This is a genomic window from Cryptocyanus atlanticus LEGE 06306, from assembly GCF_056633155.1.
This window is the reverse complement of the sequence record NZ_JBSJOZ010000001.1, coordinates 136,260-149,727: the sequence shown is the minus strand read 5'-3', so window position 1 is coordinate 149,727 and position 13,468 is coordinate 136,260. Positions and strand designations below refer to the sequence as shown.

Sequence of the window (13,468 nt, the reverse complement as noted above, 5' to 3'; positions counted from 1 at the left end):
GCCGGGCTCACATCGTGACGTCGTCCTTGAGCTGCCCCACCTCCCGAAGCAGTTGCTCCTGCTCGGCCGGACTGAGCGCGTCGAATTCCTTCTGGAGCTGCTCGGCGGTGAGGGCGTCGAAGGCGGAGCGGTAGCGCCGGCGCTGTTCCATGAAGGTCATCCGACCGGTGATCACCCGGGCGAGGTAGCTGCCCGTCCAGCCGAGCACCGCAAGAATCAGCACGGCTTCGGCCGCGATGCCGGGCGAGAACCCTTCCAGGCCCGCCGCCCGGAAGATCCCGTAGGCGATCCCCCCGGCCGCGAAGATCCCGAGCCCCAGCAGCAGCGACTGGCCCCGTGTCATTCGCCCTGGCCGGCCATGCGCAGGTTGAGGAAGGGCGCGAACAGAATCAGGCCCGGGAAGAACAAAAAGACCAGGCCGTAGACCGCCGTGCGCTCGATTTTTCCCATCACGGTCCAGCGGCGATGCATCCACCCGTAGAGCGCCAGCGGCACCACCACCAGATAGGTGCCCGCCAGGGCCAGGTAGGCACCCAGGACCAGCAGGGTCTCCGGGCTGAGGGAGTGCAGCAACCCAGACAGCGGCACGGCTCTGAAGGCGACGAATCCTGAATCTAGGATCAACCGGCTGGGGGCATGGCGGAATCGGTAGACGCAGCGGACTTAAAATCCGCAGACGGCGACGTTGTGGGGGTTCAAGTCCCCCTGCCCCCATCGACCAGATCCATTGCAGCACAGTCCATCAGCTGGATCCAGTGATTGTGGGTCTTTTGGCCCACTGGTCACGATCTGGTCACGAAAAAGCCCATTTGCGACCAGAGTGGTCACGGTTTCGGTCACGGTCCCGTGCCTTTCAAAGACCCCTATCTCGGACGCATCAACTGGGCTCTGAGGGATCTGGGCTGTCCGGTCTCTCTTGAGGTCGTGCCTTCTGGTCAGAGACTGCGGCTGAGGGGCACGCTCCCCTGCGCTGACGGCAGTTGGAAACGTCAGCGCATTTCGACGCCCCTGCCTTACCCAGCTGGAATCGATCAGGCCAGAAAGCTGGCCGAGAAGCTGGGACGGGACCTACAGCTGCATCGGATGGGGTTACAGCCTTTCCCGCACGAGCAGTGGCTTGGGGGAAACAGTCAGGCAGGAGGGGAATCGTGTCCAGGGGTTAGTGGCACTGAGGCTCTTCGCCGCACTGAGATCTGGTGGCGCAAGCAGCGCAAACGAGGAGGCAGTGAGGCTGTGACATGGATCACCGACTACGCAGCCCCCCTCAAGCCGTTGCTGGATCTTCCGGCCGTTGATCTACGGGTGTTGAAAGCACTGGTGGAGAGCAAGGAACTCGGTTCACGCAGCAGGCGCCGCGCCTCGATCGCTGCAGTGGCGGTAGCCAGGGCATTGGATCTCGAACCCCAGGCTGTTCAGCAGCTCAAGGACCTGGGCAAGGGCTACAGCCCTCAGAAGGACGCGGCACCGAGGGATCTGCCCAGTGATGCGGTGATCGTCGAGGTGATCGATGGGTTGCCTTTGGACTGGCAGTGGGTGGCGGGTGTCTGTGCGACCTACGGGACCCGGCCCCACGAGGCGCTGCTGATGGCGGAGGTTCAGGCCAACGGTCTGGTGGCGGTCGGTGGAGGGAAAACGGGTGCTCGGCAGGGGCTGCCGCTGCCCAAAGCCTGGGTCGAGCGCTGGTCGCTGCTGAACAAGCGCCTGCCTCGCATCAACCTTGATCGGGATCACCGCACCGTCGGTGCTCAGCTGGGTGTGGCTCTGCGTCGCTTCGATGCTCCGTTTCGCGCCTACGACCTGCGCCATGCCTGGGCGGTGAGGGCGATTCATCACCCGCAGATCAGCCCATCACTGGCCGCCAAGAGCCTGGGGCACTCGCTGACGGTGCACACCACCCTGTATCAGTGCTGGTTCGATTCCGCCTCGATGGCGTCACTGGTGGTGTCGATGAGAGGCAAAGCCCTTCACGTCCACGTAAAGGGTGCGTCGCTTGCCGGTCTCTCCCAGGGTCGCTCTGACGAACTGAGGCGGGATGCGGCCGCGGACGATGGCGGCCCGCAGCGCCCTGCTCCTCTTGAAGTGGAGGGCCTTGGCAGCATCCGTGAGGGGCAGCCAGGGACTGAGGGTTTGCTGGGCTTAAATTCCAACTGGGCCTGGATCCGGCGCAGCACGTCGTTGATGGCGCAGAGCTGCTGCTGGATGTCCGCAGGCGGTGGGGTGGTCGAGTGGGTCATGGGGGTAACGAACATGGGACCTATCTAGCAAGCAAAGAGTGGTTTCCGAGTGCGAGTCTGAGGGTTTTGGAGATAGTTGCATGCGTGCTGCACGCGTGATCCAGTTATCGGCGTGAATTTGGATGTATTCATGGTGCTGGCGCATAAATCAGTGGCGCTAGTCCCATTTCAGCTTGTTTAAATGTTAAGCTAAATCGACCCAATTGATCACTCCACGCCCAAGCCTGATCTGGCACATACGGGCCATCAGGTTGAAGCGACCGGCCAGATCTTTTTTCAGGCTTCAGACGATTTCGAGACGTCTCTTCCAGTCAATGGCGTTGTTCCTGGGCGTCCGAGCGAGCCCGCCGCTGTGTCCATCTGCAGGGCCTTGAAAACGAAGATTTTTGCGCTGGTCAGCCAGGACCTCAGCAGCAGCAGCAGCAGCCTTGCTATTGCTCTGCATGCCATTGCCGTCGATTTCAGGCGGTCGACCAACGTCGTCGAGAAGTTGTACAGCTCGCTTGCGCCATCATGCATCTGCTTCTTCCACTGGCTCACCTGGATCGGGTGGATCGCGTGATCAGCGGCGATCTCCTGGATCGTCTTGCGGCCACTGATCGCCTCCATGGCGACCCTGGCCTTGAACTCGGGACTGTGGGTGCGTCGCTTGCTCATCGATGGGAGCCCCTGGTCAGGGGCGGTGCCCCGTCTCAGAGGTTAACGATGGGGCCTGTCCAGAAAAGCCAGACCACCTCAGAGAGGAGCGGCGGGAAAAAGCTGGTCAGCCAGCTGGGCCAGTCCGACCCCGACGCACCCGGCGCAGGGCCAGGTAGTCGAGCAGGTTTCGGGCGGCCGGCCCCTAGGGCGGAGCGATCCGATCGAGCCGTACGGACTCCTCGCCCTCCAGCGTCTCCATGTCCGCAACGAGTTCCGCCAGGCGCAGGGCCGCCTCGGTGAGGACATCCACTTCCGCGGGAGTGAACTGGTGGCGAGCTTGATGAGTGACGGTGATCAGAACAAGCACACCGTCACCAATCTGGCGACGGCCGCAGCGGACGCCGGTGCTCCCCCATACCGCCAAAGCCGGAACGGAGATGAAGCGCAGACCTGAGCCAGTCCCTTCTGCACAGACGACACTCCACCATGCACTCAGATTGGCTCTGCCACTTCGCTCAGGATCGCGAGGTAGATCTCGCAGGCGAACAACAGGTGGCGCCGCCAACCGGTGACGTGCATCTCAATGACTGGTGCGCGAACAGCAGATCCAGTCTGCTGTTGACTGCAGAATGGATTCAGAAGTAATCATAACTATTCGAGAGATGCTGACTTGGTCTTTCATTGGGAAGAAGCAAAAGGGTAGTGTGTTAAGTGATGCTTCCATTCAGCAGATGTTGTCTGTCCCTTAACCTCAGCAGTCCAGCTGGTGGTCAGGTTGAAGGGAACATGCCCTCCAGAAATCCATGACTGGCAGCACCTTGCCCCAACCACGACGTTTCGAGCCTCTGGGCCTGCCTGACCCATCCAGCTACAGAGATCCTCAGCGCACTGGCCTGACCTCAAACGATCTGTTCGATGGCATCACGGAGCACTTGTTCTTCACATTGGGACGCCGCGCCAAGGACGCGAATCGGCATGACCTCTACATGGCTCTCAGCTATGCGGTGAGGGACCGATTGATAACTCGCCATCTGGCCTATAAGGATACCCTTCAGGTGCAGCAACCCAAGGCTGTAGCCTATCTCTCGGCTGAGTTCCTGATTGGCCCACAGCTTGAAAACAATTTGCTAATGCTCGGTATTCAGCAGGAAGCTGCCCAGGCCTTGCAACGTTTCGGCATCCAGAACTTCGAGGAGATCCTGGTAGAAGAAGAGGAACCTGGCTTGGGGAATGGAGGTCTGGGTCGCCTTGCTGCCTGCTACATGGAATCCCTTGCCACACTAGAGATTCCGGCTACTGGCTACGGCATTCGCTATGAGTTTGGGATCTTCGATCAAATCATCCAAGACGGTTGGCAGGTGGAAATCACCGACAAGTGGCTCAAAGGTGGATGGCCCTGGGAACTTGTCCAGCCCGAGAAGTTCTGCCAGGTGGGCTTTGGTGGCCATATTGAGCAGCACCAGGACGACAACGGCCATCACCAAGTGCAATGGTTCCCTGACGAGACAGTGACCGGGATTCCGCATGATGTTCCCATCTTGGGTTATCGAGTCAATACCTGCGATCGGCTGCGTCTCTGGCAAGCCGAAGCTGCTGTGTCCTTCGACTTTCAGGCGTTCAACTCAGGGGACTATTGCCGAGCCGTGGAAGAGAAGGTGGCCTCGGAGACTCTCTCCAAGGTGTTGTATCCAAATGACGGCACTGATGCGGGGCGCCGGCTGCGGCTCAAGCAGCAGTATTTCTTCGTCAGTTGCTCATTGCAGGACATGCTCCGCAGCCTGACCCAACGGGGCATTCCGGTGCAGGACTTCCACGACCACTGGGCAGTTCAGCTGAACGACACCCACCCCGCGATCGCCGTCGCCGAATTGATGCGCCTGCTGGTCGATCAACATCGTCTGGCATGGGACTCGGCTTGGGATATTGCCACCCGTTCGCTGAGCTATACCAATCACACTCTCTTACCCGAGGCCCTGGAGAAGTGGGATCTGGAGTTATTCCGGTCGTTGCTCCCGCGCCACCTACAACTCATCTATGAGATCAATGGCCGATTCCTGCAGCAGGTGAGGCTTCACTGTCCGGGCGACAATGAGATCCTTCGCCGCATCTCAATCATCGACGAGGAGGGGAGCAAGACCGTGCGTATGGCCAATCTGGCCACCGTTGGCTGCCACCACGTCAACGGGGTGGCGGCACTGCACAGCAAACTGGTCAAGACCAGCTTGTTCCCCGATTTCGCCCGGCTCTGGCCGGGGAAATTCGCCAATGTCACCAATGGGGTGACCCCCCGTCGCTGGTTGGCTTTGGCGAACCCGCCATTGAACGATCTGCTGAGCGAGACGATTGGTGCTGACTGGCCAGGACGGCCCGATTCCTTGCGGGAGTTGGTCAGCTATGAAAACGATCCTTCCTTCCTGGAGCGCTGGGCGGCCTGCAAGCTCAGCTGCAAACGCCGGCTGGCAGTAATCGTGGATCAGCAATCCAGTGTGCTAGTGGATCCCACGACCCTGTTCGATATCCAGGTCAAGCGGATCCATGAATACAAGCGCCAGCATCTTAATGCTCTGCAGGTGATTGCTCAGTACCTACGCATCAAGCACGGAATGACGGACGGAATGGTGCCGAGGACCGTCATCTTTGGTGGCAAAGCAGCTCCTGGCTATACGATGGCCAAGCTGATCATCCGCTTCATCAATGGCATTGCAGAAGTGGTCAACAACGACCCCGATGTTCGTGGCTTATTGAATGTGGTCTTCCTCGCCGACTACAATGTGAAATTGGGTGAAAGAGTTTATCCAGCGGCTGACCTGTCCGAGCAGATCTCCACAGCCGGTCTGGAGGCTTCCGGCACAGGAAACATGAAGTTCACGATGAACGGCGCCCTCACGATTGGGACTCTAGATGGCGCTAATGTCGAAATCCGTGAGCAGGTGGGAGCCGACAACTTCTTCCTGTTTGGCAAGACAACCGAGCAAATTGCCCAGCTGCGTGAGCACTATCGTCCTTGGGAGCTGTTGGAAACGATGCCTTTGGTGAAGGAGGCCTTCTCGCTGATCGGGAAAGGCCACTTCAGCAACGGAGACTGTGATCTCTTCAGGCCTCTGGTCGACAATATTCTCGGTCACGACCCCTACCTAGTTTTGGCCGATTTCAGCGACTATCTCGGCACCCAGGATACCGTTAGCAAAACTTGGTCCCAACGACCAAAGTGGAACCACAAATCTCTGATCAATTCGGCACTCAGTGGCTTCTTCTCGTCAGACCGCTCAGTTACAGAGTACGCCGAGCGCATCTGGAGGGTTAACCCCCTGCATGTAGTGATGTCAGACGGAGATTGATTCAGAGTGTGCTGATCTTTTCTCAAGCGGACTGCCGCCTTCCCCATTGTTATTCAGTGAGTCCTTTTGGCTCAGTTGGGCTTCCGGCCGAGAGGGGCGTCATGTGAAAGAAGCCCTGCAGGAGATGTCCGGCCTTGGGATGGTAGAGCCTGTCCTGCTCATTCGTTAGGCTACGACCTCCGCACTGAAGACATACGTAGGTGTTTATTGACACCCTCGGGCTCGAGTTAACTCATTCGCAACTCATTGGCAATTTCCCATAGGCACCACTCAATGTCCTGTCCAAGCTGAGGTACACATGCCTTCTATCATGATAATGACCTGGAACAGCTCAGATCTTTTATTGACTCCGGCCTGGGGGACCAGCGCGATCTCCAGGTGCTCGCCGAGTCACTCGCCCATCAGCTCGATGCCGGACTGGCAAGAGAATTTCCCTGCCTCCACGGAGCCCTCAACGCCAGCATTAATCTGCATTGGCATGCCTGATCGACCCATGCCCACCGCCTGATGGACTCAGGCAGCCGCCGCGGTTTCTACGAGTCCCTGCACGAGAAATGTTTTGGAGCTATCGAGGATGGTCGGAGCTGCTCCTGTGCTCGTCTGCGGTCTGGGCTCCCTCGGTCAGGCCTGTCTGGATCGCCTGTTCAGCTTCGGTGTGCCCTTGCGCTGCCTGGATGTGCGGGTTCCACACTGGCGGGATCAGCGGCTGGCTGAGCGGCTGAGCGAGGAGATGGTGCTGGGAGACATGCGTGAGGCCCAGGCTCTAAGGCGCGCGGGGGCCCATCAAGCCCGGGCCGTGATGCTGCTCACGCCTGATGCGACGGTGAATCTAGAAGCGGCTCTGCAGGTACGCCTGCTCAACCCAGAGGCTCAGGTTGTGGTTCGCTCCTCCAGCCAGTCAGCTGACCTGGCCGCCCTGCTGGAGGATCGACTGCCGGGGATCGCGGTGGTTGATCCCGTGCTGCTCACGGCCAGTGCCATCAATGCCGCAGTGCATCCTGGTCCTTTCGATGCCTGCTTTTTGGCGGATGGTCAACGCTACGCGATCATCAAGGCTCCATGGAGCGACCACCACCTCCAGCGACGGATTCACCTGAGCCCCAACGCAACGGGCGGGCCCGAAGTCCTGCTGACCCCCGCCTCTTGCCTCACCGGCTCCGCCCGTGAATCCAGCGAAGGCTCTGGGCCATTGTCGAGACGGATCTCACCGAGCCTCCTGAGACGGTTGAAGCGGCTGATCTCCGTCGCGCCACTCATGCGCTGGTGGTTGGCGCGCCCCCCCCGGCTGCTTGGTGTCATCGCACTGTTGTTAGGCCTTCTGCTAGTGGGTTTGGGGCTCTTTTCCCGCTCCGGGGGGTGGAAGCAGGGGACATTCGTCACCCTGTCTCTGTTGAAGGGAGAGTACGTGGACCCAGTGAACGTGGTTCTGGAGGGCAAACAGGGTCTGCAGGCGATGAATGGCTGGCTGATCGGGGGCACGCTGTTGTATTCCCTGATCGGCACGCTGCTCACCTCGGCGCTGGTGGCAGTGATCCTGGAGCGTCTTTTACGGGAACGGCTGGGAGTTCCCGTTTCCAGAGTTCTAGGACGCCACGCCCAGCCGGTTCTGCTCGTGGACGGCGCTGCGCTAGCCCGACGAGTGGGGGGTGAGCTGCGCGCCGAAACAATCCCCGTAGTGCGGGTGCAGGCAGAAGGGGATCCCCTGGCGGACCCTCGTACTCCCACTTATCGCGTCCTGTTGGAAGCCGTCAACGACCTCGTGCGGCATGAGCTACTGGCCGCTGCCTTTCTGTCGAGTGATTTGCTTATGAATCTGCACGGCGCTCTCGCCGTTCAGAGGCACTGGCCGGACACCCGCTTGGTGATCCTCGCCCATGATTTTGGTGCTGCCGAACCACTGGGCGAGATGCTCGGTGGCCTAACCGTGATCTCTACTGTTGATCTGGTGGCCGATTCCGTGGTTGCCACAGCCTTCGGTGAGCGGGTGGAGGGGGTGCTCCGAATCGGCTCCAACAACCTGCTCCTGGTGAGGTATCAGTTGGTCAGCGGGGACACCCTCTGTGGAAACAGTATTGCGCGACTGGAGAACGGCTACGGCGTCACCGTGGTGTCACTGCGACGCCACCGCTCCCACACCCACCTTTCGCTTCCCCCCAACCAGCTGATGCTTGATGCCGGCGACCAACTGCTTGTCCTGGCCACGATGGCGGGGCTGCGACGGATCGAAGGAGGGATTGCCAGTGCGCCCGATAGCCGGTTGCGTATCCGGGGCCCCGTTCACGTCTCCCCTGAATCGCTCTTCGAGCTGCATCAACTGCTGGCCCGCCGCATGGGTTGCGCGATCGGCGACGTGGTCCACCTGCTCGACGGCGGCACGCACCTTTCGCCGTTACTGGATCGGGACGTGGCCGAGCAACTCCGCGAAGAGCTGGGCCGCTTCAGCATCGGCTGCGAGCTGATCGAATCTTAACGTCACCTCGAATACCTCTATGGGTGGGATGGACGTCATCCCCGGTCTGGACAACACGGCTGAGTGGTGGCTTCCTGAGGAGACCAGCGGATGATGGCCATGCCGTTATTTCTACTCAGAGACGGTGCAATCCGTCGCTTCCGGGTGGTGCCGGAGGGACTGGAGCTCGCCCCCTATCAGGATGCTCTTCAGCGCCGAGTGCACGTCGTGCTGGATTCAAGCAGTGAACGGCGGTTGCTGGAGGCCCAACCACCGGTGCAGCGAACCAGCCGGAGGGTCCAGGGGGCCAGCAGGTTGGGTGCCCAGGCCGCCTAGCTGTCAAGTTCCATGAGGTTCATGCTCCTATGCATCGACTACCCTGACGTGACCCCCTTCATTAGTCCAGGCCGAATGAGAGTGGGTGGTCATGCTGCAGCTGGTGAGCTGACTTCCAGGGGCGCATCCCCCTGGAAGTCAGCAAGGGGCCTGACAGTGTTAGGCTCCCATAGCCAACGATTGGCCAGGCCCCTGCGCCTCGGCCACCATGGCGAACAGCACTGTGATGAGGAACTCATCCCTGAACCGGCTGTTGAACGACTCGTATATACCGTTCTGCCAGGGTGATCCAGGCTCGATGTAGCCATGGTGGTACCGCTGCTCTTGCACCAGCCCCGTAGAGCTTGAGCGATGAACTCAGGCCCGTTATCGGACCGGATGAATGCAGGTGCGGGCTGGAGACTGGTGAGCTCCTCCAGCACCGCCACCACATCCTTGGCCTTGCAGCGCCTGTCCACCCGGATGGCCAGGCAGAAGCCGCTGTGCTCATCGATCACGTTCAGAAACTTGAGCCTGCGGCCATCAGCGGTGGCATCGAACTGGAAGTCCATGCCCCACACCTGGTGGGGATGCTCGCCCTGGTGGCGCCGGACCGAGCCGTCCGCGGGCCGCGCCCGCTTGCGCTTCCTGGGACTGGGCCGCTGCAGGCCTTCCTCCCGCCACAGCAGGCGATAGGCCACTCGGCGACCCCAGCGGATGTACTCAGCGGCGATCTCCCGCAGACGATCCCTGAGCTTGGCCTCCTCGATGGAGACGACCTTGCCGCTGTGGCGCTGGGTGCTGCGGTGTTGGCCCACCACCCGGCAGGCCAGGCGTTCTGATGCCAGGAAACGCTCCTGCAGGACCATGACGGCCCTGTCGCAGCGCACCGGCGTTCCGGGCTCAGAAGTTTCCCACCTCAAGACCCTACTGCTTTGCAGAAGCCAAGGGCTACAGCATCGCCTATTCCAGTTCTGCCTTCGCCAGCAGCTTCTTGAGCCGGGCGTTCTCCTTCTCCAGCTGGGTCAGCCGTCTGGCCTCCTTGTCTGGCCGGCTGAGGACTCTCATTCACCCTGGACCGGTTTTCGGGGCCCCGTCACTCTGACAATCGTCGGGTGCCCATCAGTCCTCAGCAACTGCAGCGAGATCTGGTCTTCTGGATTGTGGGCTATTACAACCGCGAAAGGCAACACTCGTCGATCGGTTACCTCGGTCCGATCGACTACGAGCAGCAGTTCATCGCTATCCGTACACTCACCCCTGCGAACCCCTGATCGGTGTCCATGAAATCGGGGGAACCCCACCTACACAACCTGAGAGACGTCACGCAACCTCACTTCGTGCTGGGGGGCCATCAGCGAGGGCAGGTTCCTATCCCGGCCATGCCTCAAGAGGGCGCTATCGAACGCACCCTGTGCTCCTGCGGACTGATTCCGCGGACGCGCTTGAAGGCTGTGCTCAGCGCGAAAGGGGTGCTGTAGCCCAAGGCGTTGGCAACCGTGCCGACTGTGGCCTCCGGGTCGCAGAGCATGTCGGCGGCGAGCGCGAGTCGCCAGCTGGTCAGGAACTTCATCGGCGACTCCCCGACAACGTCCTGGAACCGCCGTGAGAGCGCGGCGCGCGAGGCCCCGACCTCCCGCGAGAGCTTCGCGAGCGTCCAGGGGCATGCCGGGTCGTCGTGCATCGCCTGCAGCGCACGACTCACCACCGGGTCGCTCTGCGCCCGATACCAGGTCGGGCTGTCGGCATCGGGTCGGGTGAACCAGGCGCGCAGGATCGCGATCAGCAGGAGGTCGATCAGACGGTCCAGCACGGCGGCCTGGCCAGGACCCTCCTTGGCCATCTCGTCGCACAGCAGGGCGATGAGCGGCGAATTCCACGTGTCGTTCGACAGCGACAGAACCGGCGGCAGGGCGCGCAGCAGTCGGTCGCTGATGTCGCTGGTCGACTCGTAGGCGCCGACGAGCATCAGCGTCGAACCGTTCGGGTCGTTGCCCCAGGTCCGGGCGCCGTGCATCAGCTCAGCCTCGATCGACTCGCCGTCGCGGTTGCAGCAGCGCTGGCCGGGGTGGATCACAATCTCGGGCACCGTCGCCGGATCGTCCGCGACGTTGTAGTGAGCCGGTGCGCGGGTCACGGCGACATCACCGGCGACAAGGCGCACCGGCTGGCCGTCGTCGGGGACGACCCAAGCGTGTCCGCGCACGATCGCCAGCACCGTGATGGGGGACTCGGCGAGGATCCGCAGCGACCACGGCGGCGTCATCACAGTGCGGAGAGAGAAGGCGCCCCGCGCGCGCGGACCGTCGAGCAGACCTGCGAATGGATCCATGGCCGGCACGGTATTGGCTGGACGCTCGGATATGGAACTGAGCATCTCGGCGATGGCCCAGGCGGCGCTCCCCGCAGAGGATTCAGGGGCGCCCTCAACAGGCTCGGCAGGCCGGGCTGGGGGTGAGACCCACGACCACCCCATCCACCTCATGCAGAACACGAATCGCAACGGAACGACCCTGGTGATCGGAGCGAGCGGCAAGACCGGCCGTCGCGTCACGGACCGCCTCATCGCCCAGGGACGGCGGGTCCGGCCCGTCTCCCGCTCCACGCAGCCGCGCTTCGACTGGCAGGACGACAGCACCTGGGCCCCAGCCCTCGACGGCGTCGCCGCCGCCTACATCACCTACTTTCCCGACCTGGCGCTGCCCGGGGCGGCCGAGACGGTCGACGCGTTTGCGCGCCTTGCCGTCGCGCGCGGCGTGCGGCGCCTCGTCCTGCTCTCGGGCCGCGGCGAGGCGGGTGCCCAGCGGGCCGAGCGCTACCTGCAGAACTCGGGGGCCGATTGGACGGTCGTCCGCTGCGCCTTCTTCAACCAGAACTTCGACGAGAACTTCGCCGACTCCGTGCGCCATGGCGTTCTCGGGATGCCAGCCGGTGACACCGCCGAACCGTTCGTCGACGCCGACGACATCGCCGACGTCGTCGTCGCGGCGCTCAGCGACGACCGCCACATCGGCGAGCTCTACGAACTGACGGGCCCTCGCCTGCTCACCATCGCCGAAGCCGCGAAGGAGCTGGGCACCGCCATCGGCCGCGAGGTGCGCTACGTGCCGCTGAGCGCCGAGCAGTTCGGCGCCGAGCTGGGAGCCCACGGGATGCCGGCAGCGGATGCCACCCACCTCGCCGGGCTGCTCAGCGAGGTGCTCGATGGCCGCAGCTCCCACACTGCGGATGGCGTCTTGCGGGCGCTGGGACGCCCAGCCCGCGACTTCGCCGATTACGCCAAGGACACGGCCGCGGCAGGCGCCTGGCACCTCGAGACGTTGGCCCCATGACCGTGCTGATCATCATCTGCGCGGTAGGCACCGCCGCCGCAGGCGGTGCGCTCTTCACCTTCTCGAACTTCACCATGGCAGGGCTGAAACGGCTGCCGCCGGCCCAAGGGATTGCCGCGATGCAGTCGATTAACAGGGCGGCTCCCTCGCCGCTGTTCATGCTGCTGCTGTTCGGCACCGGCGCTGCCTGCCTTGGGATGATGCTGCTCGCCGGGATGCACCTCGATCAACCCGGCTCCAGCCTGCGCCTGAGTGCCGGAGGGATCTACATCGCCAGCGTCGTTGTCATCACGATCACGTACCACGTGCCGCGTAACAATCGCCTGGACCGTGTAGATCCCGAAAGCGCCGAAGGGGCGGACTACTGGGAGGTCTACCAGCGTGAGTGGATCCCCATGAACCACATTCGCTCGCTGGCGCCGCTGGCCTCGGCGGCGCTCATCGCGTTCTCCCTGACCCGCTGAGACTTTTCACGGACTGACCGTCTTGCTCGCCTGGTGAGCCGCTGCTGCCAGGGCTCTGCCGAGCGGACGGGGCAACGCCGCAGACTTGGAGGATTGGGAGATCGGGAGCTCGCTGCTGGCCCATGTCTCGCATGGTGCCTGGCCTGGGGCTGGATGAGCGGGGGTCGTCCCGCCGAGTGGTGTAAGTCCCGATGGGGCCGGAAGGACGGTTGCTGGAATTGGTGGAGGTAGCCAAGGCCCCCATCCGTGCCAAGGTTGAGCCCCCGTTTCGGGTGATCATGCAGCAGTTCGGTTTCAGAAGACGCGGCTGCGGGGCATGGCCAAGAACCACTGCAAGGTCAATGTACTGGCTGAGCTCACAAATCTGTTCCTGGCCCGTCTTGAACTACTGGTGACCAGTTAAACTGAGGATCAGTCTGCCCATTGGGCACAAGTCAGGGCGGAAAACAGGGCAGATCAGGCCAGAACCATGGAGTCATCGAGTGATTTTACCCATGAACCCTGCAGCCATGTTCATGTCAGGCATTCTGCCGCTGCGGGTGCTTGCCTGAAGGCGTTGCCCAGAGTTTCCTTAAGCTTCTTGCCGATTCAGATGCTTGGCCACTCCATCTGGTTCTCCCCTATTGAAAGCCAACCGCTGATCGAGCCTCCTCTTCCACCAGCGTCCCCACAGGCTGCTCCCGCCTCTTCATTGCCG

General features: G+C 62.0%; 12 protein-coding genes, 1 tRNA gene and 2 pseudogenes. 9 read left to right on the top strand and 6 right to left on the bottom strand.

The window, feature by feature from the left end:
• Positions 1-7: 7 nt before the first annotated feature.
• Both ACWJI7_RS00760 and ACWJI7_RS00755 read right to left on the bottom strand, forming a co-directional pair.
• A complete protein-coding gene (locus ACWJI7_RS00760) occupies positions 8-343 on the bottom strand; it encodes a DUF3007 family protein (protein WP_479934475.1) in 336 nt (111 codons plus the stop codon).
• Entirely contained in the window at positions 340-588 is a 249-nt protein-coding gene (locus ACWJI7_RS00755; RefSeq protein ID WP_479934473.1) for an NAD(P)H-quinone oxidoreductase subunit L, read from the bottom strand. The genes ACWJI7_RS00760 and ACWJI7_RS00755 overlap by 4 nt, the downstream gene beginning before the upstream one ends.
• Positions 589-630: 42 nt before the next feature.
• Here ACWJI7_RS00755 and ACWJI7_RS00750 point away from each other — a divergent pair.
• Together ACWJI7_RS00750 and ACWJI7_RS00745 are read left to right on the top strand one after the other, a co-directional pair.
• A tRNA-Leu gene (locus ACWJI7_RS00750) sits at positions 631-714 on the top strand.
• Between the two features lie 558 nt (positions 715-1,272).
• Positions 1,273-2,262, top strand: a complete 990-nt coding sequence (locus ACWJI7_RS00745) for a site-specific integrase (RefSeq protein ID WP_479934471.1) — start codon at positions 1,273-1,275, stop codon at positions 2,260-2,262.
• A 248-nt stretch (positions 2,263-2,510) separates the two neighbouring features.
• Here ACWJI7_RS00745 and ACWJI7_RS00740 read toward each other — a convergent pair whose 3' ends face one another.
• Together ACWJI7_RS00740 and ACWJI7_RS00735 are read right to left on the bottom strand one after the other, a co-directional pair.
• A complete protein-coding gene (locus ACWJI7_RS00740; protein WP_479934469.1) occupies positions 2,511-2,891 on the bottom strand; it encodes a transposase in 381 nt (126 codons plus the stop codon).
• Positions 2,892-3,075: 184 nt separating this feature from the next.
• Positions 3,076-3,240 (bottom strand): hypothetical protein, encoded by a 165-nt coding sequence (locus ACWJI7_RS00735; protein WP_479934468.1) that lies wholly within the window; start codon positions 3,238-3,240, stop codon positions 3,076-3,078.
• Between the two features lie 436 nt (positions 3,241-3,676).
• Between ACWJI7_RS00735 and ACWJI7_RS00730 the strand changes: the two genes are divergently transcribed.
• The 3 genes from ACWJI7_RS00730 (at position 3,677) to ACWJI7_RS00720 (ending at position 8,996) form a co-directional block, all read left to right on the top strand.
• Positions 3,677-6,211: a glycogen/starch/alpha-glucan phosphorylase gene (locus tag ACWJI7_RS00730; RefSeq protein WP_479934466.1), complete on the top strand. Its 2,535-nt coding sequence runs from the start codon at positions 3,677-3,679 to the stop codon at positions 6,209-6,211.
• Between the two features lie 574 nt (positions 6,212-6,785).
• Positions 6,786-8,681 (top strand): NAD-binding protein, encoded by a 1,896-nt coding sequence (locus ACWJI7_RS00725; RefSeq protein ID WP_479934464.1) that lies wholly within the window; start codon positions 6,786-6,788, stop codon positions 8,679-8,681.
• Between the two features lie 99 nt (positions 8,682-8,780).
• Positions 8,781-8,996, top strand: a complete 216-nt coding sequence (locus ACWJI7_RS00720; protein ID WP_479934462.1) for a hypothetical protein — start codon at positions 8,781-8,783, stop codon at positions 8,994-8,996.
• A gap of 89 nt (positions 8,997-9,085) precedes the next feature.
• On the opposite strand, the gene ACWJI7_RS00715 is transcribed toward ACWJI7_RS00720, so the two are convergent.
• Entirely contained in the window at positions 9,086-9,844 is a 759-nt protein-coding gene (locus ACWJI7_RS00715; RefSeq protein WP_479934461.1) for a DDE-type integrase/transposase/recombinase, read from the bottom strand.
• Positions 9,845-10,120: 276 nt separating this feature from the next.
• Here ACWJI7_RS00715 and ACWJI7_RS00710 point away from each other — a divergent pair.
• Positions 10,121-10,249, top strand: a pseudogene (locus ACWJI7_RS00710) (IS3 family transposase); the annotation flags it as partial.
• Between the two features lie 113 nt (positions 10,250-10,362).
• On the opposite strand, the gene ACWJI7_RS00705 reads toward ACWJI7_RS00710, so the two are convergent.
• Positions 10,363-11,307 carry an AraC family transcriptional regulator gene (locus ACWJI7_RS00705; protein WP_479934459.1) on the bottom strand — a complete coding sequence of 315 codons (945 nt, stop codon included), beginning with the start codon at positions 11,305-11,307 and terminating at the stop codon, positions 10,363-10,365.
• On the opposite strand from ACWJI7_RS00705, the gene ACWJI7_RS00700 reads away from it, so the two are divergent.
• The 3 genes and pseudogenes from ACWJI7_RS00700 to ACWJI7_RS00690 form a co-directional block, all read left to right on the top strand.
• On the top strand, positions 11,306-12,307 hold the full coding sequence (locus tag ACWJI7_RS00700) for an NAD(P)H-binding protein (RefSeq protein WP_479934458.1): 1,002 nt from the start codon (positions 11,306-11,308) through the stop codon (positions 12,305-12,307). The genes ACWJI7_RS00705 and ACWJI7_RS00700 overlap by 2 nt on opposite strands.
• A complete protein-coding gene (locus ACWJI7_RS00695; protein WP_479934456.1) occupies positions 12,304-12,771 on the top strand; it encodes an anthrone oxygenase family protein in 468 nt (155 codons plus the stop codon). The genes ACWJI7_RS00700 and ACWJI7_RS00695 overlap by 4 nt, the downstream gene beginning before the upstream one ends.
• Before the next feature lie 185 nt (positions 12,772-12,956).
• Positions 12,957-13,174: pseudogene (locus ACWJI7_RS00690) on the top strand (transposase); the annotation flags it as partial.
• Positions 13,175-13,468 lie beyond the last annotated feature (294 nt).

What these genes read in the sequence shown, in the direction of transcription:
- ACWJI7_RS00760 (WP_479934475.1), bottom strand. Translation starts at nt 343, where the DNA reads ATGACACGGGGCCAGTCGCTGCTGCTGGGGCTCGGGATCTTCGCGGCC.
- ACWJI7_RS00740 (WP_479934469.1), bottom strand. Translation starts at nt 2,891, where the DNA reads ATGAGCAAGCGACGCACCCACAGTCCCGAGTTCAAGGCCAGGGTCGCC.
- ACWJI7_RS00730 (WP_479934466.1), top strand. Translation starts at nt 3,677, where the DNA reads ATGACTGGCAGCACCTTGCCCCAACCACGACGTTTCGAGCCTCTGGGC.
- ACWJI7_RS00725 (WP_479934464.1), top strand. Translation starts at nt 6,786, where the DNA reads ATGGTCGGAGCTGCTCCTGTGCTCGTCTGCGGTCTGGGCTCCCTCGGT.
- ACWJI7_RS00720 (WP_479934462.1), top strand. Translation starts at nt 8,781, where the DNA reads ATGCCGTTATTTCTACTCAGAGACGGTGCAATCCGTCGCTTCCGGGTG.
- ACWJI7_RS00715 (WP_479934461.1), bottom strand. Translation starts at nt 9,844, where the DNA reads ATGGTCCTGCAGGAGCGTTTCCTGGCATCAGAACGCCTGGCCTGCCGG.
- ACWJI7_RS00700 (WP_479934458.1), top strand. Translation starts at nt 11,306, where the DNA reads ATGGCCGGCACGGTATTGGCTGGACGCTCGGATATGGAACTGAGCATC.
- ACWJI7_RS00705 (WP_479934459.1), bottom strand. Translation starts at nt 11,307, where the DNA reads ATGGATCCATTCGCAGGTCTGCTCGACGGTCCGCGCGCGCGGGGCGCC.
- ACWJI7_RS00695 (WP_479934456.1), top strand. Translation starts at nt 12,304, where the DNA reads ATGACCGTGCTGATCATCATCTGCGCGGTAGGCACCGCCGCCGCAGGC.